The 20404-nt window shown below is 61.6% G+C and carries 19 protein-coding genes; 13 read left to right on the top strand and 6 right to left on the bottom strand.

Features of this window, described 5'->3' with window-relative positions:
• Positions 1-211: 211 nt before the first annotated feature.
• Together AC1DNK_RS07365 and AC1DNK_RS07360 are read right to left on the bottom strand one after the other, a co-directional pair.
• Complete coding sequence (locus AC1DNK_RS07365) at positions 212-505, bottom strand: BrnA antitoxin family protein (RefSeq protein ID WP_477940234.1); 294 nt, start codon at positions 503-505, stop codon at positions 212-214.
• Positions 506-518: 13 nt separating this feature from the next.
• Positions 519-845 carry a BrnT family toxin gene (locus tag AC1DNK_RS07360; protein ID WP_477940233.1) on the bottom strand — a complete coding sequence of 109 codons (327 nt, stop codon included), beginning with the start codon at positions 843-845 and terminating at the stop codon, positions 519-521.
• A 130-nt stretch (positions 846-975) separates the two neighbouring features.
• On the opposite strand from AC1DNK_RS07360, the gene dnaG reads away from it, so the two are divergent.
• The 11 genes from dnaG (at position 976) to AC1DNK_RS07305 (ending at position 14587) form a co-directional block, all read left to right on the top strand.
• Positions 976-2973: a DNA primase gene (gene dnaG / locus AC1DNK_RS07355; RefSeq protein ID WP_477940232.1), complete on the top strand. Its 1998-nt coding sequence runs from the start codon at positions 976-978 to the stop codon at positions 2971-2973.
• Positions 2973-4829: a DNA helicase RecQ gene (gene recQ, locus AC1DNK_RS07350; protein ID WP_477940231.1), complete on the top strand. Its 1857-nt coding sequence runs from the start codon at positions 2973-2975 to the stop codon at positions 4827-4829. The genes dnaG and recQ overlap by 1 nt, the downstream gene beginning before the upstream one ends.
• A 136-nt stretch (positions 4830-4965) precedes the next feature.
• Entirely contained in the window at positions 4966-6153 is a 1188-nt protein-coding gene (locus tag AC1DNK_RS07345) for a glycine C-acetyltransferase (protein WP_112515799.1), read from the top strand.
• A gap of 196 nt (positions 6154-6349) precedes the next feature.
• The gene (gene tdh / locus AC1DNK_RS07340) at positions 6350-7387 is read left to right on the top strand and encodes an L-threonine 3-dehydrogenase (RefSeq protein WP_477940230.1); all 1038 of its coding nucleotides are present in this window, start codon (positions 6350-6352) and stop codon (positions 7385-7387) included.
• Between the two features lie 17 nt (positions 7388-7404).
• Positions 7405-7752 (top strand): GFA family protein, encoded by a 348-nt coding sequence (locus AC1DNK_RS07335; protein WP_112537815.1) that lies wholly within the window; start codon positions 7405-7407, stop codon positions 7750-7752.
• Positions 7753-8211: 459 nt separating this feature from the next.
• Entirely contained in the window at positions 8212-10269 is a 2058-nt protein-coding gene (gene rpoD, locus AC1DNK_RS07330) for an RNA polymerase sigma factor RpoD (protein ID WP_112386334.1), read from the top strand.
• Positions 10270-10456: 187 nt separating this feature from the next.
• Positions 10457-11164 (top strand): DUF930 domain-containing protein, encoded by a 708-nt coding sequence (locus AC1DNK_RS07325; RefSeq protein ID WP_477940228.1) that lies wholly within the window; start codon positions 10457-10459, stop codon positions 11162-11164.
• A gap of 96 nt (positions 11165-11260) precedes the next feature.
• Positions 11261-12535, top strand: a complete 1275-nt coding sequence (locus AC1DNK_RS07320) for a DUF930 domain-containing protein (RefSeq protein WP_477940227.1) — start codon at positions 11261-11263, stop codon at positions 12533-12535.
• Between the two features lie 74 nt (positions 12536-12609).
• On the top strand, positions 12610-12771 hold the full coding sequence (locus AC1DNK_RS07315; protein WP_477940225.1) for a hypothetical protein: 162 nt from the start codon (positions 12610-12612) through the stop codon (positions 12769-12771).
• A gap of 63 nt (positions 12772-12834) precedes the next feature.
• On the top strand, positions 12835-13632 hold the full coding sequence (locus AC1DNK_RS07310) for a helix-turn-helix domain-containing protein (RefSeq protein ID WP_477940224.1): 798 nt from the start codon (positions 12835-12837) through the stop codon (positions 13630-13632).
• 70 nt (positions 13633-13702) lie between these two features.
• Complete coding sequence (locus AC1DNK_RS07305; RefSeq protein ID WP_477940222.1) at positions 13703-14587, top strand: DMT family transporter; 885 nt, start codon at positions 13703-13705, stop codon at positions 14585-14587.
• Here the strand turns inward: AC1DNK_RS07305 and AC1DNK_RS07300 are convergent.
• Positions 14584-15453: a helix-turn-helix domain-containing protein gene (locus AC1DNK_RS07300; protein ID WP_477940221.1), complete on the bottom strand. Its 870-nt coding sequence runs from the start codon at positions 15451-15453 to the stop codon at positions 14584-14586. The genes AC1DNK_RS07305 and AC1DNK_RS07300 overlap by 4 nt on opposite strands.
• Before the next feature lie 132 nt (positions 15454-15585).
• On the opposite strand from AC1DNK_RS07300, the gene AC1DNK_RS07295 reads away from it, so the two are divergent.
• Positions 15586-16527, top strand: a complete 942-nt coding sequence (locus tag AC1DNK_RS07295; protein ID WP_112537808.1) for a phytanoyl-CoA dioxygenase family protein — start codon at positions 15586-15588, stop codon at positions 16525-16527.
• A gap of 278 nt (positions 16528-16805) precedes the next feature.
• Positions 16806-17204 (top strand): DUF427 domain-containing protein, encoded by a 399-nt coding sequence (locus tag AC1DNK_RS07290; protein WP_477940220.1) that lies wholly within the window; start codon positions 16806-16808, stop codon positions 17202-17204.
• Positions 17205-17244: 40 nt separating this feature from the next.
• Here the strand turns inward: AC1DNK_RS07290 and AC1DNK_RS07285 are convergent, their stop codons facing one another.
• The 3 genes from AC1DNK_RS07285 to AC1DNK_RS07275 all read right to left on the bottom strand — a co-directional run bounded on the left by AC1DNK_RS07285 (position 17245) and on the right by AC1DNK_RS07275 (position 20268).
• Positions 17245-18273: a quaternary amine ABC transporter ATP-binding protein gene (locus AC1DNK_RS07285; protein ID WP_477940219.1), complete on the bottom strand. Its 1029-nt coding sequence runs from the start codon at positions 18271-18273 to the stop codon at positions 17245-17247.
• Positions 18266-19153: an ABC transporter permease gene (locus AC1DNK_RS07280; protein WP_112387442.1), complete on the bottom strand. Its 888-nt coding sequence runs from the start codon at positions 19151-19153 to the stop codon at positions 18266-18268. Before AC1DNK_RS07280 ends, AC1DNK_RS07285 begins: the two co-directional genes overlap by 8 nt.
• Positions 19154-19269: 116 nt before the next feature.
• Positions 19270-20268, bottom strand: a complete 999-nt coding sequence (locus AC1DNK_RS07275; RefSeq protein WP_112386903.1) for an ABC transporter substrate-binding protein — start codon at positions 20266-20268, stop codon at positions 19270-19272.
• Positions 20269-20404 lie beyond the last annotated feature (136 nt).

Genomic DNA, 20404 nt, shown 5'->3' with positions numbered 1-20404 from the left:
TTGTGGATAGTCTGAATGCCCGCCAAGGCTTTTCATTAGCACGCTTCCCATCAGGCGTTTTCACCGCCGCAGATAGAAATAAGTCATTGAAATAATGAAAACATCAATATTTTCATATGTTTTTGGAAATGCTTGAAAACTGGCGTGACAGCGGCCCTGCGTGCACAATTGTCGCACCCTCCTGCCGCATGGCGTCACGCTTTATTGATCGTCATTTTTGACGCTTTTCTTGCTTCATCTTCTGCTGATCGACGTAATGGCGCAGCACAGTGTTAATGCGAGTCTGATATCCCTTGCCGCTCGATTGAAAGAAATCGACGACATCCTGATCCAGCCGGATCGAGAGAGGCTTTTTGGCCGGCGGCTGAACGATCTCTGCGGTCGACCAATCGATATCGAGAGTATTGGCCCAATCGGGATCGTCGCGCATGGCGCGCTCAATTTCCGCATCGCTCATGGCCCCGACCCGGGCGTGATCAGTTCGATCCTTGCCCTCGCCGATCATTTTCTCGATGGCTTCAGCCGAATATCTGACGATACGCTCTTTGCTCATTGTTGCGTGCCGCACGGGCAGAAATGATCCGGCAGCATTCACCGCGCATCGTATAAACGATCGCGATCAGTCGCTGCGAATCGAGGCAAACTGCCAGTGTGCGAACTTCTCCATGCCGGTCGGACGTCTTTTCCAGATGCGGCTTGTTCAATGCGGCCGCCGCTGCCGGAAAATCGATTCCATGTTTGAGGATATTTGCCTGCCGCTTATTCTCATCCCATTCGAACGACGAGAAGTGCTTGGCTATAGGTTCCACGCTGCACCCGAAGTTCCATTGCTTCCAGGCACCCATGCGCCGCTGTATATGCAATTGTATATACAATCATCTCGGCGTCAAGCCTGTGAATAGCGCGTAATTCCCTCGAAGTTCGTGGCGGCGGGGGTGAAACCTGCTTATATGATCGCTCAGCCACGAGGTCCTGATGCGCTTTTCCAATTCCTTTCTCGATGACATACGCGACCGCGTCCAGATTTCGGACGTGATCGGCCGCCGTGTCAGCTGGGACAAGCGCAAGACCAATGTGCCGCGCGGGGACTACTGGGCCTGCTGCCCGTTCCACGGCGAGAAATCGCCGAGCTTTCACTGCGAGGATCGCAAGGGCCGTTATCATTGCTTCGGCTGCGGGGTGACGGGCGATCATTTCCGGTTCCTGACCGAGCTCGAAGGCTTGAGCTTTCCCGAAGCGGTGCAGCAGATCGCCGACATGGCGGGCGTGCCGATGCCGGTTGCCGATCCGGCGATGGAGAAGCGTGAAAAGGAGCGGACGTCGCTGCTCGACGTCATGGAGCTTGCGACGCAGTTCTTCCAGGATCAGCTGCAGACCGCCAATGGCGCCCGTGCGCGCGCCTATCTGCGCGACCGCGGGCTGACGGGACGGACGATCGAGACTTTTAGACTCGGGTTCGCGCCAGACAGCCGCAATGCGCTGAAGGAATTTCTGTCGGGCAAGGGCGTGGGCAAGGAGCAGATCGAGGCCTGCGGTCTCGTGGTGCATGGATCCGACATTCCCGTCAGCTACGACCGGTTCCGCGATCGAATCATGTTTCCGATTCTCTCGTCGCGGGAAAAGGTGATCGCCTTCGGCGGCCGGGCGATGTCGCCCGATGCGCCGGCGAAATATCTGAATTCCAATGAGACCGAGCTCTTCCACAAGGGGCAGGTGCTCTATAATTTTGCCCGTGCCCGCCGCTCGCTGCAGGGTGCCGACGGCGAGCCGACGGTGATTGCCGTCGAAGGCTATATGGACGTGATTGCGCTGCATCAGGCGGGTATCGAAAATGCCGTGGCGCCGCTCGGCACCGCGCTCACCGAAAACCAGCTCGATCTGCTCTGGAAGATGACGTCGCAGCCGGTGCTCTGCTTCGATGGCGACGGCGCCGGTATCCGTGCTGCCAACCGCGCGGCCGATCTAGCCCTGCCGCATCTGAAGCCCGGCCGCACCGTGCGCTTCGCGCTGCTGCCCGATGGCAAGGATCCTGACGATCTCGTGCGCAACGAGGGCAGGGCGCCGTTCGACAAGGTGATGAGCCAGGCGAAGCCGCTGGCGGAAATGCTCTGGGGCCGGGAAGCCGGCGGCGGCAATTTCGATACGCCCGAGGCGCGCGCCGAGCTCGAAGCGCGGCTGAAGCAGATGGTGGCTGTCATCGGCGACGAGAACGTCCGCCGCCACTATCAGCAGGATATCCGCGATCGGCTGAACAGGTTCTTCCAGCCGCAGTTCCAGAACAGGGGCGACGACCGCCGCAATTTCGAACGCGGTGGCGGTGGTGGAAATTTCCGCGGCAAGGACGGCCAGGGCCGCCCGCCGGCGGGTGGTGCGCGGACTGTCAATCTGGTCTCCGAGCGGTTGACGCGATCAGGTCTGGTGCGCGGCCACCAGGAAATTCCGGCGCTGCGCGAAAGCGTGCTGGCGCTGACCGTCATCAATCATCCGGTGCTGATGCAGGATGACTACGACGAAATCGCCGCCATCGAATATGACAACCGCGATCTGCAGCGCCTGTGGTCGGCGATGCTGGGGGCGGCGGCTATGGTCGCCAGTCCGCATCTGACGCGCGAGTATCTGTTCGAAGAGCTGGAGCGGCAGGACTTTGGCGGTCTGCTCAAGGGGCTCGATCAGCAGGTGCGCAACGCGCGGCTCTGGACCGCCACCGAAGAGGCGGCGATGGAGGATGCGCGCGAGGGCTACCGTCAGGCGCTTGCCTTCCACAAGCGCGCCAAGGCGCTACGCTGGCAAAAAATCGAGCTCGAGCGGGAAATCGCCGAGGCGACGGAAGAGGGCAATGCCGAGATCATCGACCAGCTGATGCGGGCCTTGCAGGAAGTGCATTTCGAAGGTCTGCGGCTTGAAAACCAGGAAGCGATCATCGACGGCTTCGGCGTGCTTTCCGGCCGGGTCAAGGGCGCGGCGAGCCATTGATGGACGGCGGTGACAAGGCATTTTCGGCGGGTGGCGCGTTGTTCGGCAATGGCAAGGCGCCGCTCGACATCTTGAAGCGCGTCTATGGCTTTCCGGCCTTTCGCGGCAAGCAGCAGGCAGTGGTCGAGCATGTCGCCTCTGGCAGCGATGCCGTGGTGCTGTTTCCGACGGGTGCCGGCAAATCACTTTGTTTCCAGATTCCGGCGCTCTGCCGCGATGGCATCGGCATCGTCGTTTCGCCGCTGATTGCGCTGATGCGCGATCAGGTGGAGGCGATGAAGCAGCTCGGCATCCGCGCCGCAGCACTCAACTCCTCGATCAGCCGCGAAGAATATGTCGAGATTCGCCGGGGCATTTCATCGGGCACGCTGGATATGCTCTATGTGACGCCGGAGCGTATCCTGATGGATGGCTTCCGAGACATCATCGGCGATGCCAGGATTGCGCTGTTTGCGATTGATGAGGCCCATTGTGTCTCCCAGTGGGGACATGATTTCCGGCCGGAATATCGCGAGCTTGGCAGGCTTTCCGAGCACTATCCCGGCGTGCCGCGCATCGCGCTGACGGCGACGGCCGATCCGCATACGCGCGAGGACATCATCGAGCGGCTGAGGCTCGAGGGCGCAGAAGTCTTTACCACCAGTTTCGACCGGCCGAACATCGCCTATGAAATCGTCGAGCGAGACCAGCCGCGCCAGCAGCTGCTGCGGTTCCTGTCCGGACACAAGGGCAATAGCGGCATCGTCTATTGCCTGTCGCGCGCCAAGGTCGAGGACACGGCGGAGTGGCTGAACACGCAGGGCATCCGGGCGCTCGCCTATCACGCCGGCATGGACCGGGCGATGCGCGACGCCAATCAGGATGCTTTCCTCAAGGAAGACGAGCTCTGCCTCGTCGCCACCGTCGCCTTCGGCATGGGGATCGACAAGCCGAATGTGCGCTATGTCGCGCATCTCGATCTGCCGGGCTCGGTCGAGGCCTATTATCAGGAGACGGGACGCGCCGGGCGCGACGGGCTGCCCTCCGAGGTCTGGATGGCCTATGGCATGGCCGATGTCATCCAGCGGCGGCGGATGATCGACGAGGGCAACGCGGCCGATGAAATCAAGCGTATCGAGCGCGGCAAGCTGAATGCATTACTCGCCATCTGCGAGACCGCCTCCTGCCGCCGCCAGGCTATTCTGGCGCATTTCGGCGAGGTGCATGCGGGCGGCTGCGGCAGCTGCGATACCTGCACCAAGCCGGTCGAGACCTGGGACGGGACTGAGGCGGCGATCAAGGCGCTTGCCGCTGTCTACCGGACCGGCGAACGCTTCGGCACCGGTCATGTCATCGACGTGCTGCTCGGCAATGCCAACGAGAAGACCGAGCGCTTCGGCCACACGACGATGCCGGTCTTCGGTGCGGGCAAGGATATTGCCGCGAAAACCTGGCAATCGATCTTCCGGCAACTTCTCGCCATGGGCCTGATCCGCATCGACCATGACGCCTATGGGGCGATGAAGCTGGAAGCGGAGGCACGTGCCGTCTTTAAGCATGAGCGGCAGGTGTTTTTCCGGAAGGATCGGGTGGTTGCGGGGCGCAGCGCGCGCAAGGCGGAGCGGACCAATCGCCATGCCGGATTGTCGGGTGCCGACGGGCTGCTGTTCGAGGCACTCCGGGCCGAGCGCACGTCGATCGCCAAATCGCTCGGCGTGCCGCCCTATGTCGTCTTCCCCGACACGACGCTCATCGCCTTCGCCACCGAACGGCCCCGCAGCCGCAAGGAACTGCTCGACATATCAGGCGTCGGCCAATCGAAGCTCGAGCGCTACGGCGACGCCTTCCTGGACGTGATCCTCAGTCACGACGACTGAACGACGACCCACCGGCATCGTGCGCGAAAAATGCGTGCCCTCGAAAATATTTCGTACCGGATCGGCGACATCTGCACTTGCTTTGTGCTAATTGCAGCGCCCATCGGAGGAATTTTTGGGGATTATGGCGTTTACAATGACAAAAGCATTTCTTTCACACCTCACCACCGAGCTCGCGTCCCTCAAGGAAGCAGGGCTTTACAAATCTGAGCGTGTCATCACCTCGAAGCAGGCGGGGGAGATCGCCGTGGCTTCCGGCGACCGCGTCCTGAACTTCTGTGCCAACAATTACCTTGGCCTTGCCGACAACGAGGAGCTTGCCGAAGCTGGCAAGCAGGCGCTCGACCGGTATGGCTACGGCATGGCCTCGGTGCGCTTCATCTGCGGGACGCAGGAAGAGCACAAGCAGCTCGAGGCGCGCATCTCCTCCTTCCTCGGCATGGAAGACACGATCCTCTATTCGTCCTGCTTCGATGCCAATGGCGGTCTCTTCGAGACGCTGCTCGGCGAAGAGGATGCGATCATTTCGGACGCTCTGAACCATGCCTCGATCATCGACGGCGTGCGCCTCTCCAAGGCCAAGCGCTTCCGCTATGCCAACAACGACATGGCAGCGCTCGAAGAAGAGCTGAAGAAGGCCGAGGGCAGCCGCTTCAAGATGATCGCCACCGATGGCGTCTTCTCGATGGACGGCATCATCGCCAATCTGCAGGGCGTGTGCGATCTCGCCGATAAATACGGCGCGATGGTCATGGTCGATGACAGCCATGCGGTCGGTTTTGTCGGCAAAAACGGCCGCGGTTCGCCCGAATATTGCGGCGTCGAGGGCAGGGTCGATATCATCACCGGGACGCTCGGCAAGGCGCTGGGCGGCGCTTCGGGCGGCTACACGTCCGGCAAGGCCGAGGTCATTGACTGGCTGCGCCAGCGCTCGCGCCCCTATCTGTTCTCGAACACGCTGGCGCCGGTCATCGCGGCAGCATCGCTGAAGGTCTTCGACCTGATCGAGAACGGCGATAGCCTGCGCGAAAAGCTTACGGCCAACGCCACGCTGTTCCGCACCGAAATGACAAAGCTCGGCTTCACGCTGGCCGGCGAGGGGCATGCGATCATTCCTGTGATGCTCGGCGACGCCAGGCTGGCGCAGGATATGGCGGCGCTGATGCTGAAGAAGGGCGTCTATGTGGTCGGCTTCTCCTTCCCGGTTGTGCCGAAGGGCCAGGCCCGTATCCGCACGCAGATGTCGGCGGCGCATTCGAAAGCCGATGTCGAGCGGGCGATTGCCGTCTTTGCCGAAGCGGGCAGGGAGCTTGGGGTTATCTAGATGCGGTTTCCCCCTTCTCCCCAGCGGGGAGAAGATGTCCGTCAGGACAGATGAGGGGGCGAGCGAAGCGAGGCTCGGAGCGCAAGCGAAGAGCAGTTGATGTTTACGGGGGCAGCCCCTCATCCGCCCTTCGGGCACCTTCTCCCCGCTGGGAGAAGGGACAGTGAGGCCGGGCGCCAATCGAAGGAAGAAAATTATGTCGAACATGATGAAGGCGCTGGTGAAGTCGAAGGCGGAGGTCGGGCTCTGGATGGAGACCGTGCCGGTTCCCGAGGTCGGCCCGAACGATGTGCTGATCCGCGTGAAGAAATCGGCGATCTGCGGCACCGACGTGCATATCTGGAACTGGGACCAGTGGGCGCAGAAGACCATTCCGGTGCCGATGGTCGTCGGTCACGAATTCTGCGGCGAGATCGCCGAGATCGGTTCTGCGGTCACCAAATACCATGTCGGCGAGCGTGTCTCCGGCGAGGGGCATATCGTCTGCGGCAAGTGCCGCAACTGCCGTGCCGGCCGCGGGCATCTCTGCCGCAACACGCTCGGCGTCGGCGTCAACCGCCCGGGCTCCTTCGGTGAGTTCGTCTGCATTCCGGAAGCCAATGTCGTACCGATCCCGGATGATATTCCTGATGAGATCGCGGCGATCTTCGATCCGTTCGGCAATGCCGTTCACACCGCTCTGTCCTTCGATCTCGTCGGCGAAGACGTGCTGGTCACTGGTGCCGGGCCGATCGGCATCATGGGCGCGCTGGTTGCCAAGCGCTCCGGCGCCCGCAAGGTCGTGATCACCGATATCAACCCGAACCGTCTGGATCTCGCCCGCAAGCTCGGGATCGACTACGTGGTCGATGCATCCAAGGAGAACCTGGCCGACGTGATGAAGTCGATCGGTATGACCGAGGGCTTCGATGTCGGGCTTGAAATGTCGGGTGCGGCACCCGCGTTCCGCGACATGATCGACAAGATGAACAATGGCGGCAAGATCGCCATCCTCGGCATCGCGCCGGCCGGCTTCGAGATCGACTGGAACAAGGTGATCTTCAAGATGCTAAACCTCAAGGGCATCTATGGCCGCGAGATGTTCGAGACCTGGTACAAGATGATCGCCTTCGTCCAGGGCGGCTTGGATCTTGCGCCTGTCATTACTCACCGGATCAAGATCGGTGAATTCCGCGATGGCTTCGAGGCGATGCGCTCAGGAAATTCCGGCAAGGTGGTCATGGACTGGCTGTAAAAGAGGAGGAAACCGGCATGAAATACGAGGGAAGCTGTCACTGCGGCAACGTCGCCTTCGAGGTCGAGGGAGAATTCGCCGAGGCACTGGATTGCAATTGCAGCTTTTGCCGCAAGCGCGGCGGCTTGCTCGGTTTCGTGCCGATGACCCAGTTCGAGCTGAAGACGCCGCGCGAGAAGGTGTCGACCTATACGTTCAAGAGCCACGCAATCCGGCACAATTTCTGTGCCGATTGCGGTATTGCGCCGTATAGCGAGGCGACGGCACCGGATGGAACGGCAATGGCGGCGATCAACCTGCGCTGCATTCCGGCGGTCGATATCGGGGCATTGAAGATCAATCCCTTTGATGGCGCGTCGCGGTAGCGGCCTATACTGCGGCGCCAAGACATAGGGCCGCAAATGCCACTATAAAACCGCCATTGACTCGGATAAGAGGGGACGAGAGCTTTACGCCCTTGTCTTTCACTGGTGACATCCTATCTAAGGCTGGCAATCGCTTAAGCGGTTCGTCAGCCTGTGGATAAGGCATTTTCCGTGTTTTCGTCAGCTTTTTTTGTGGAAAAGCTTGACGAGATGAAAAATTGTGGGAATCACCGTTCGACTTAAAGCGGTGAACTTGGGTCAAGGCGGATCGCACAAACCATGGCCGGAAATTTAGAAGCATTGAAGCTCTGTCATCCGGCGCCGGCAATCGTGGTTAATCAGGCTTTAAAGGTCATCCCGTTAGGTGGGTAATTGGTGATTCGAGACCGGCGGTGGCACGCAGTCTCGTAGCGGCCATCACCAGCGAGTTTGAATAGCGTCAGGAAGGCGACGACATAAATGGCAACGAAGGTCAAAGAGAACGAAGAAGCGGAAGTCGAACGCGACGGCGCAACCGACGGCCCTCTTCTCGATCTTTCCGATGACGCGGTCAAGAAGATGATCAAGGCCGCGAAAAAGCGCGGCTATGTGACGATGGACGAGCTGAACGCCGTTCTCCCGTCCGAAGAAGTGACGTCCGAACAGATCGAAGACACGATGTCGATGCTCTCCGATATGGGCATCAACGTGATCGAAGACGAAGAAGCTGAAGAAGCCCAGGGCGGCGGCAACAGCGACGACGACGATAGCGGCAGCGATGACGACAACGAAGGCGGCGAACTCGCGCCTTCGAGCGGCACCGCGCTTGCGACGGCGAAGAAGAAGGAACCGACCGATCGTACCGACGATCCGGTGCGCATGTATCTGCGCGAAATGGGTTCCGTCGAGCTTCTATCGCGCGAAGGCGAAATCGCCATCGCCAAGCGCATCGAGGCCGGCCGCGAAACGATGATCGCCGGTCTCTGCGAGAGCCCGCTGACCTTCCAGGCCATCATCATCTGGCGCGACGAACTGAACGAAGGCACGACGCTGCTGCGCGAGATCATCGATCTCGAAACGACCTATTCGGGTCCGGAAGCCAAGGCTGCGCCGCAGTTCCAGAGCCCTGAAAAGATCGAGGCGGACCGCAAGGCTGCCGAAGAGAAGGAAAAGACCCGCCGCGCCCGTACCGGCGACGACGACATCACCGATGTCGGCGGCGAAGGCATGCCGATCGAGGAAGAGGAAGAGGACGAAGACGAGTCCAACCTTTCGCTGGCCGCGATGGAAGCCGAGCTGCGCCCGCAGGTCATGGAAACTCTCGACCTGATCGCCGAGACCTACAAGAAGCTGCGCAAGCTGCAGGACCAGCAGGTCGAGCAGCGCCTTGCCGCGACGGGTACCCTGTCGTCGGCCCAGGAGCGCCGCTACAAGGAGCTCAAGGACGAGTTGATCAAGGCCGTCAAGTCGCTGTCCTTGAACCAGAACCGCATCGAGGCTCTGGTCGAGCAGCTCTACGACATCAACAAGCGTCTCGTTCAGAACGAAGGCCGCCTGCTGCGTCTGGCCGAATCCTACGGCGTCAAGCGCGACTCGTTCCTGGAACAGTACCAGGGCGCCGAGCTCGATCCGAACTGGATGAAGTCGATCGCCAATCTAGCCGCCCGCGGCTGGAAGGAATTCGCCAAGGGCGAAAACACGACGATCCGCGACATCCGCCAGGAAATCCAGAATCTGGCGACCGAAACCGGTATCTCGATCTCGGAATTCCGGCGCATCGTGCACATGGTGCAGAAGGGCGAGCGCGAAGCGCGCATCGCCAAGAAGGAAATGGTTGAAGCGAACCTTCGCCTCGTCATCTCCATCGCCAAAAAGTACACGAACCGCGGCCTGCAGTTCCTCGACCTCATTCAGGAAGGCAATATCGGCCTGATGAAGGCGGTCGACAAGTTCGAATACCGCCGCGGTTACAAGTTCTCGACCTATGCGACGTGGTGGATTCGTCAGGCGATCACCCGCTCGATCGCCGACCAGGCCCGCACGATCCGTATTCCGGTGCACATGATCGAAACGATCAACAAGATCGTTCGTACCTCGCGCCAGATGCTGCACGAAATCGGCCGCGAGCCGACGCCGGAAGAACTGGCCGAAAAGCTTGCCATGCCGCTCGAAAAGGTCCGCAAGGTCCTGAAGATCGCCAAGGAACCGATCTCGCTCGAAACCCCTGTCGGTGACGAAGAAGATTCACACCTCGGCGATTTCATCGAGGACAAGAACGCGCTTCTGCCGATCGATGCCGCCATCCAGGCGAACCTGCGCGAGACGACGACCCGGGTTCTGGCCTCGCTGACGCCGCGCGAAGAACGTGTTCTTCGCATGCGCTTCGGCATCGGCATGAATACCGACCACACGCTCGAAGAAGTCGGCCAGCAGTTCTCGGTGACCCGCGAACGTATCCGCCAGATCGAAGCGAAGGCTCTGCGCAAGCTCAAGCACCCGAGTCGCTCGCGGAAGCTGCGCTCGTTCCTCGACAGCTGAGCGGACGGCGTCACGACATACAAAGCCCGGCCATGTGCCGGGCTTTTCTTTTGGGCAGGGTGCAACTAAGGCGTTTGCCTGCCGCCGTCATGCCACAATTCGGCAGAGGATGGCCGGAGTTCCAGCAAACAACGGGCCGCAGTGCATGACGATCACGTCGCATCCAAAGACAACGGCGGGATGACCGGTGGCGTGGGCCGGGCGACAGCCAGAGGCGGGTTTCAACTGGGGCGCTCCGGCTTCCCTGCTGGTGCACGCGCTGTTCATCGCCTTGCTTCTCATCTATCTGCCGAAGCCTGCGATTTTCAATGCCTCCGGCGAGGATAGCGTCAGTGTCGATATCGTCCCGGCGCCGCCGACGGATGTGCTTTCCGAACACCGCGCTGATCCTGCTCCGCAGCAAACCGAAGTGGGTACGGCCCCCGCAGAGCCTTCACCCGCCCTCCCAGTCTTCAAGCCGCTACGGCCGGTGAGCAAGATCGATCCGCCTGCCGATGCGCTGGTGCAAGCGAGCCAGCTGTTCTCCGGCCGGACGCTCAGCGATCCCCGCAGCAGAAGAGCCAAGGCGGCGCTGCGCCAGCTTTCCGGTGACGAACGCAATCTCCAGCTTTGCGGGCTCGAGGCGATGGAACAGCTGCGCCGGTCGCGGCCGGGTGTCAGTCCCGATGCTATCGCGCCCTATGCCATGGCGCCGGAAAAGATCAGGGGCGGCAGCATCGATGTCGAAGGCGGCGCGTTTCGCAGCGGCAGGATGTGGTACGCGATCCGTTTCCACTGCGAGGTCGATATTGCTTCCGGCGTGGTGCGCTCGTTTGCCTTTGCCGCCGGCGATCCCATTCCGCGCAACCTCTGGCGGGATCACAATCTCGTGGCCGACGACGGCCCGGCCGACTGACGCCTTATATTGACTGGAAATCATGCATCTTTCTGTTTTGCGGCTTGATGCTGCCTGCTTTTGACGCCACATCGGCATCAAGCGGTTTTAGGTGCAATGCAGAAACTCACGAAGAAGCATTTGGCAGGGATCAGTTGGGGTGTGGCGGCATCGGTTGCGCTGCATGTGCTGGTCGCTGCGGTGCTTCTGGTGAAGCTTCCGACGCCGCAGCCTGAGCCGCAGCAGGAAGAGGCCGTGCAGGTCGAAATGGTGCCGCCGCCGGAAGAGAAGAAGGAAGAACCGAAACCCGAGGCGCCGAAGCCCGAGGAGAAAAAGCAGGAAGAGCAGGCGAAGAAGGAAGAGCCGCCACCTCCGCCGCCACCGGAAGAGAAGAAGCCGCAGGAGGAGGCGAAGCAGGAACCGCCGCCGCCGCCTCCGCCTGAGGAAAAGAAGGCCGAGGAGCAGGTCAAGAAGGAAGAGCCCCCACCGCCGCCTCCGGAAGAGAAGAAGCCGGAAGAGCAGGTGAAGCAGGAGCCCCCTCCGCCACCACCTCCTCCTCCGCCGCCTCCGCCGGAAGAGAAGAAGGCTGAGGAGCCCAAAGCCGAGCCGCCGAAAGCCGAGCAGGACGCTGAGAACAAGCAGGCTGAAGGCAAGCAGGGGGAGGGTTCGCCCATGCCTGCGCTCCGCCCGGTCTTCCAGTTCGGCGACAAGGATAGCGGCCCGAAGAAGTCCGATACCGGCAATAGCGCCGAGGGCGAAGCCAAGCCTGCCACCAGCGCGCCAACCCATGAGGATGCCGCGGGCGAGCCGAAACCCAAGGCCGATGCCGGCGACAAGCCCGATGGCGCCAAGGAGCCGCCTGCAAAGCCGGTGCCTGACGACATCGATCTGCCGCAGGTGGATATTGCCGACGCGCATTCGGAGAACAACGCGCCTGAGATCGATGCTTCGGGCACGGCGATGACCAGCATCGAGCAGGCAAAGCCTGTCGAAAAGCCCATTGATGCGGCGAAGCCGGATGCGCCGAAGGACGGCCTTGCCGAGGCAAAGACGCTGTTTTCGCAGGATGACGACGGCGATCAGGTGGCGAGTACAGCAATGAACGGTATTCCGCGCGGCCGCCGCGCTGCGCAGCTCTGCAGCACCGAACTGCGCGAGCAGCTGGTTCACGGATCGCCAGCCTATCGCCCAGTGATCGTGCCGATGTACAGGCTGTCGAAGGGCACGGTTCTTGAGGTGAAGCGCGGCGCCTTCCGCACGGCTGAAACTTGGTATGACGTGCATTTCCGCTGCGAGGTCAATGACAACGCGACTGAGGTCGTGTCCTTTGCGCTCGATGTCGGCAACGCGGTGCCACGCAGCAACTGGCGCAGCCGCGGCTTTCCCGAGTAGCGCCAGCTTTGCGCAAGACAGCCCCCGTATTCTCCCGTCATCGCCGATGTTCCGGTGAATGAAAGGACGATGATATGTCGAACGATGTCGAGCACTTCCTCGAATCCCAGGATGAAGCCGTGGCTATGGCTTTTATCGAAAACAAGTCGGACGAACTGACCGACATCCTTGTCGCAGCCCTTGAAGATGCGCTGCAGATCCTTTCCCAGGAATTTGGCCCGCAGACGGTCCATTGATCGCTTGACGCCTTGTGCCGCCATCCGGCGGCTGGCACTCTCGGCTATTGCGGAGAGTGCAGCATGGATGGCGGATTCAGAATGTACCGCTCGGCGGTATCAGGTATCGACGCTGTCGAGGCGGTGAGCCGGCAGAGTTTCGCGCGCCATACGCATGAGCAGTTCGGGATCGGGCTGATCCATCGCGGCGCCCAGAAATCGCTGAGTGGCCGCGGCATGGTCGAGGCCGAGGCGGGCGATATCATCACCGTCAATCCCAATGAAGTGCACGACGGCATGCCGCTCGGCGAGGGCAGGGCTTGGCGTATCCTCTATTTCGATCCCGGCGTCTTCGGCGATCTCGCCATCGAAGCGGCCGACGGTGGATCGCGGCGCTGCGAAATTCCGCATCCCGTGCTTCGCGACAACCGGATGGCCCAGCGCTTCCTGGCGCTGTTTTCGGCCGTCACCGGCAGCGGGGAGCCGCTGCGCTCAGACGAACTTCTGGTGACGCTGACGGCCGATATTCTTCGCGAGGGGCGCGAGATCACGGATGCCGCGCCGGTTCCAACTTCGGTCGGCCGGGCCCGGTCGCTGATTGATGACGATCCGGCAGCACCGGTCTCGCTTGCCGCATTGGCGCGGGAAAGCGGGCTCAGCCGCTTTCAGCTGGTGCGGGCCTTCAGCCGCGCCACCGGTCTCACGCCGCATGCCTATCTGATCCAGAGCCGTGTTCATCTGGCGAGACGGCTGATCGGCCGCAAGATGCCGCTTGCCGAAGTGGCGGCGGCCAGCGGCTTTGCCGATCAGAGCCATATGACGCGGGCCTTTACGGCGCGCTACGGGCTTTCCCCCGGAATCTATGCCCGCGGCGCCTCCTGAGCGCCTGCAATTTCCTTCAAGACCAGAACCTGCTTTCCCGTTCATCTGGCTTCGATCCAGGGAGCAGAACATGACACGGCAGCAGCATGGCTATCTCTATCTGACATTAGCGATGACGACGGTCGGCAGCACCGTGATCGCCAGCAAACTGATTGCGGCGGGCTTGCCGCCGTTCACGGCGACGGCGCTGCGCTTTGCTGCGGCACTGCCGTTCTTCCTGCTTCTGATGCGGGCAACCGGGACACGCTTTCCGCGGCTGGCGCGCCACGACTGGGGTATCCTCGTCATCCAGGCGGCAGCGGGCAGCGTCGGCTATACGACACTGTTGATCTCGGGGCTGTCTATCACTTCGGCCGCCAATGCCGGGGTCATCATCGGAACACTGCCGGTCGTCTCGGCTGCCATCTCCATCCTGCTGCTCGGCGAGCGGCCGGATCGCTTTCTGCTGCTGGCGATCGGCCTTGCGGCGGCCGGTGTGCTATCGATCGTCTTTGCGCCCGGCGCCGGTCATGGGTCTCTTGTCGGTGACGTCATGATCGCCGGCGCGGTTCTCTGCGAGGGGCTGTTCATTCTGCTCAACAAGCGGCTGAGGACTGCCATTCCGCCGCTGGCGCAATCGTCGCTGATGGCGGCGATCGGCCTTGTGGCTGCTGCCATCCCGGCGCTGTTCGAAAGCCACGTGATGTCGGCGGAGTCAGGAACGGCGCTGCTTTCCGTGCTCTACTACGCCCTGGTGCCGACGGTGGCGGGGTTCATGCTGTGGTATGCCGGGGCCGAACGGGTCAGCGGCTCGGAAGCGTCGCTGTTCACGGCTGTTGCACCTGTCTCGGCCGTCATTTTCGCCTTTGTGCTGCTCAGCGAACCCGTCAGCCTCAACCAGGTCATCGGCATCGGTGCCGTGCTGGCGGCGGTCGCAGGGCTTGCCCTCGCTGGCCGCAGACGTGGGGCGGCCTAGCCTTCATCGCGGCGGAAATGGGCGCGGTAATCGCGCGGCGTCATGCCCTTTTCGGCGCGGAACTGGCGATTGAAATTGGCGAGTGAGGCATAGCCGACGGCATCGGCAATATGGGCAACCGGCTGGCTGGTCGAGGAGAGGCGGGCGCAGGCATCACCGATCCGCATGCGGATCAGATAGTCGCTGACCGTCGTGCCGGTATGGCGGCGGAACATCCGGTGCAGGCCCGATACGCTGAGGGCGGCAATATCGGCAAGCTCGTCGAGCCCGAGCGGCCGCGCATAGTTCAGATGAAGATGGGTGAGTACCCGGTCGATCCGCTCGCGGCTTTCCTGCAGGGCAGGTTGCTGGCCGGGCGTGCTGGCAAGGGGCACAGCCTGGCGGTCGGCGGCGACCTGGGTGAGGATCGACAGCAGCGAGAGCAGGCGCTCGGACGGTGGCCGGTCGAAGATGGTTTCGAACTGGGCACGGACGGCCATTCCGGTCTCCTTGGAAAACTGTAGGCCGTTCTGTCCACGGGCCATCAGCTGCTCGATCGGCCGAAGCTCGACAGCGCCTGCCGTCATCTGCCGCATCCAATCCGGGTGAAACCAGAGAACCAGAGCGCGGTGCGGCGCGGCGGGATTGAGCTTTTCCCGCGACGCCCAGGTGTGGGGCAAGTTGGGGCCGACCAGCACGAGGTCGCCATCCTCATATTCGCCGGTGTGATCGCCGATGAAGCGCTGGCCGACGGAATTGAGGGTGAGCGTCAGCTCGAACTCCGGATGATGGTGCCAGACAAAGGGAATGGCGTCGTCGAGCCGCCTGTTCAGCATCGGCCAGCTGACATCGGATTGGCGGGGGAGGACTTCGAGATAGGGTCTCATCGGGCGCTGATCACGTTGACGACGCCAAAATAGTATCAGAATAGGCCATAGGCAGGCAACATTGCCGCCACGCTGCAGCTACACTCTCTCCATCGCCTGAACCGACAGGGATTACCGCAATGGGAGAGAGACATGCAGCAGACAGCCATGAAGCGCGACGCGCATCCGACCGCAGGTTCGGTCACCACGCAGCTCAAGGATATCAAGAAGAAGCTTCCGCTTCGCGTGCTCTCGGAAGCCGACTGGCAGCACTGGACGAAGAAGGGCTACGTCATTGTCCGTCAGGCGGTGCCTGCGGAGAATGTCGAGCGGCTTGTGGAGGTGCTCTGGCGTTTTGACGAGAAGGACCCGAACGATCCTTCGACCTGGTACGCGCCGCAGCGCCGCGAGCACAAGATGAAGGAACTCAACAATACCGGCATGCTGGAGATCTATAATCACCAGGCGCTGTGGGACAACCGCATGGAAAAGCGCGTCTATGACGTGTTCGTCGACATCTGGGACCGCGAAGACCTGTGGGTGACGATCGACCGCGCCAATCTTAATCCGCCGAAGAAGGTCAAGGGCAATCCGAACGGCTTCATCCACTGGGACGTCGACACCTCGATCGACCCTCTGCCGATCGGCGTCCAGGCGGTTCTCAGCCTGAAGAAGCAGGACGGCGATGTCGGCGGCTTCCAGTGCGTTCCCTATCTCTTTGAGCATTACGAGGAATGGGTGAAGACGCAGCCTGCAGACCGCGATCCGATGCATCCTGACATGACCGGTCTGTCGACCGAGAATATCTCGATGGAGCCCGGCGACCTGATGATCTTCAATTCGCTGTTGGCCCATGGTGTGCGCCCGAACCATTCCGACAACCGCGTCCGCATGGCGCAGTATATCTCGATGCATCCGGCCGAATACGACAATGCCGAGGAACGCGACGAGCGCATCCGCCTGTGGCGCGAGCTCGACAGCCCGAAGCGCGACGCCTTCCCGGGCGACCCGCGCGAATGGGAGAAGAACAATGCGACGACCGCGGAACTGACGCCGCTGGGGCGGAAGTTGCTGGGGTTGGATCGCTGGGGTTGATGGGGTACCGCCACGGAGTTTGATTTTGCGGGGGGCGCCTCTTAGGTGCCCTCATTCCTGTGCTTGTCACAGGAATCCAGTCACCGTGCGTCTGCGCGGTGGGAAGAGCCTTTTCGGCCCAAGGACTTGGGCCGGCTAGATTCCTGTGACAAGCACAGGAATGAGGGGGAGGTTGGGGAGCGCTCTCCGCTCACAATCGGCGTGTCCGGCACTCCCGCCCCTTGGGCATCCTACAAATCCTCCCTATCTCTCCATGGATCAATCCATTGGAGGCACCCATGTCAGGCAGGCCCGTCAAGATTCCCGGACCCGATCATCCGATCAGCGTCGAGCACAATCCGGCCCGTATCGTCGTGAAACTGGGCGGCAAGGTGGTCGCCGATACGCATGATGCGCTGACGCTGCGCGAGGCGTCCTATCCGCCGGTGCAGTATATCCCGCGCAAGGATGTCGACATGTCGCTGCTGGCGCGCACCGATCATTCGACCCATTGCCCGTATAAGGGTGACGCTTCCTATTACAGCATCGTGCCGGGCGGCGATCGCTCGAAGAATGCCATCTGGACCTATGCGACGCCGAACCCTGCGGTCAGCGAGATCAAGGACCATATGGCCTTCTATCCGGATCGCGTCGATTCCATCGAGGAGCTGCAGGTGCCCGAAGCCGGGCAGTTCTGACGCGGGGTGACGATGCGCGGCCTCTCGCCGCGCATCGCGTTCAGTTCGTCCGGACGAGACAGCGCACCAGGCCTTCCAGCGAGACGCGGCCGGCAGGTGTGCCACTCTCGCCGATGACGGTTGCCTGCATGACGTTGTTCTCCGTCATCATCCGCATGGCTTCTTCGACATTGTAGCTGCCGGGAATCCGGACCGACGAGTCGCCTGCGGGGTTGCTGAGCGGCTCCATCAGCGCGTCGACGCGGATCACGCGGCCGCGGTTCACTTCCTTGACGAATGCCTTGATGTAGTCGTCGGCGGGGCTGAGGACGATATCGGCCGCCGTGCCCTGCTGGATGACCTCGCCGTCGCGCAGGATGGCGATCTTGTCGCCGAGGCGCAGCGCCTCGTCGAGATCGTGGGTGATGAAGACGACGGTCTTCTTCAGTTCCCGCTGCAGCTCGAGAAGCACGGTCTGCATGTCGACGCGGATCAGCGGATCGAGGGCCGAATAGGCTTCGTCCATGAGCAGGATGTCTGCGTCGTTGGTCAATGCGCGGGCGAGGCCGACGCGCTGCTGCATGCCGCCCGAAAGCTGGTTCGGGTAGTGATTGGAAAAGCCTTCCAAACCCACCCRCTTGATCCAGATATCGGCACGGGCCTCGCGCTCGGATTTCGCCACGCCCTGGATTTCCAGGCCGTAGACGGTGTTCTGCAGGACCGTGCGGTGCGGCAGAAGGCCGAACTTCTGGAAGACCATCGCCGTCTTGTGGCGGCGGAATTCGCGAAGTTCTTCCTCGTTCATTTGACAGACGTCGGTGCCACCATAGAGCACTTCGCCCGATGTCGGGTCGATCAGCCGGTTGATGTGGCGGATCAGCGTCGATTTGCCGGAGCCTGAAAGCCCCATGATGACGGTGATGCTGCCGCCGGGGATATGGATGTTGATGTCCTTCAGACCGAGAACGTGGCCGTGCTCCTTGTTGAGCTCGGTTTTCGACATCCCCTTGGTGACGGCTTCCACGAAGTCGCGGCCGCGGGGACCGAAGATCTTGTAGAGATTGCGGATTTCGATCGATTGACTAGCCATGCACGATTTCCCGGTGCTTCTGCAGGCGCAGACCATAGGCCTGGCTGATGCGGTCGAAGATGATGGCGATGCCGACGATGGCGAGACCGTTGAAGACGCCGAGGGTGAAATACTGGTTGGCGATCGCCTTCAGCACTGGCTGGCCGAGGCCCTGGACGCCGATCATCGAGGCGATGACGACCATGGCGAGCGCCATCATGATGGTCTGGTTGATGCCGGCCATGATGGTCGGCAGCGCCAGGGGCAGCTGGACGTTGCGCAGCTTCTGCCAGCTGGAGGAGCCGAAAGCGTCGGCGGCTTCGAGCACATCCTTGTCGACCATGCGGATGCCGAGATTGGTCAGGCGGATCATCGGGGGGAGGGCGTAGATGACGACCGCGATGACGCCGGGAACGCGGCCGATGCCGAGCAGCATGACGACGGGGATCAGGTAGACGAAGCTCGGCATGGTCTGCATGACGTCGAGCACCGGATTGACGATGTTCTGCATGCGGTTCGAGCGCGACATGCCGATGCCGATCGGAATGCCGATGACGATCGACAGAACCGTACAGACAAAGATCATCGATACCGTCTTCATCGTATCCTGCCACATGTCGAACCAGCCGATCAGAAGCAGGGTCACCACACAGCCGGCGACGATCTTCCAGCTGCGGCTGGCCACCCAGGCAATGGCGGCAACGGCCAGGATGACGACCGGCCACGGTGCGCCGGTGAGAAGCCTTTCGGCCCAGATCAGGAAACTTTGCAGCGGGCTGAAGAGCCCTTCGATGCTGTCGCCATAGGCGCGGGTGAAGCCGCGAAAGCCTTCATCCACGGCCCTTTTCAGGTCGCGCAGCATATCGTCGTTCATCGTTGGAAATTTCCAAAGCCAATCCATGTCGGTCCCCATGGCAAAAGCAGCGGCGGCCCATTCTTGTTACGGGCGTCGCTTGAAAACATCGGGCGGGCGGCGTCCTGGTGTCAAGACGCCGCCCGCTTGCGAAATATCGGGGATCAGAGAGAAGCCTTGATCTTCTCTGCGACTTCGGGGGAGACCCACTTGGTCCAGAGATCGCCGTTTTCCTTGAGGAAGTGCTTCGCACCGTCTTCACCGGTTGCCTGGTTGTCGCTCATCCAGGCGATCAGCTTGTTGACCGTGTCGTTGGTCCAGGCGCGCTTGTTGAGGTAGTCCATGGCAGGACCGGCGCGGTCGGCGAAGCTCTTGCTAACGAGGGTCTGAACGTCGTCGGACGGCCAAGCGTTCGGCTTGGGATCGGCGCAGTCGGCGATCGAGGTGCAGCGCTTCCATTCAGCCGCGTCATAATCGACGCCGAAGCCGAGCTTCACCATCTCATACTTGCCGAGCAGCGAAGTCGGCGCCCAGTAATAGCCGACCCACGGCTGCTTGCCTTCGTAGGCCTTGGCGATCGAGCCGTCGAGGCCGGCGGCCGAGCCGGTGTCGACGAGCGTGAAGTTTGCCTTGTCGCCGCCGTTCGCCTTGAAGAGCTGCGTCGTGACGACAGTGCCCCCCCAGCCCTGCGGGCCGTTGAAGACGGCGCCCTTGCTCTTGTCTTCAGGGGCCGGGAACAGTTCCGGGTGCTTGAAGAGATCGGGAATGGTCTTGATGTCAGGGTGGGCGTCGGCGACATACTTGGGGATCCACCAGCCCTGGATGGCGCCGTCGGACAAGATCTTGGCAGCGGCGACGACCTTGCCGCCTTCGAGGCCGCGCTTGACGAGTTCCGGCTGCAGGCTGACCCAGGCTTCCGGCGCGATATCGGGCTCGCCCTTTTCAGCCATCGAGGTCAGTGTCGGAACGGTATCGCCGGTGACGATTTCGGCGGTGCAGCCGTAACCGGTTTCGAGAATGACCTTGTCGAGATTTGCAGCAACTTCGGCAGACTGCCAGTTCATGCTTGCGATCGTGACATTGCCGCATTCAGCAGCGGATGCTGCGCCGCCCATAGCCAACAGGCCGGCAGCAAGGACGGTAGAAGCCAAAAGTGCTTTCATTTTTTTGTTCCCTCTGGTCGCGGTGCAACGTGAACCCGGGCGCTGGCAGCACCGCGTCTGCCAGCAAGCACATTGAGCCTGCACAGGGCGTGCAAGCGCCATTCCGATTGCGTCAGAATATGGCGCAATGGCGCTT

Source organism: Rhizobium sp. 01N424 (assembly GCF_056399485.1).
The sequence above is the reverse complement of the archived record's forward strand: the minus strand, read 5'-3'. Positions and strand labels throughout refer to the sequence as shown.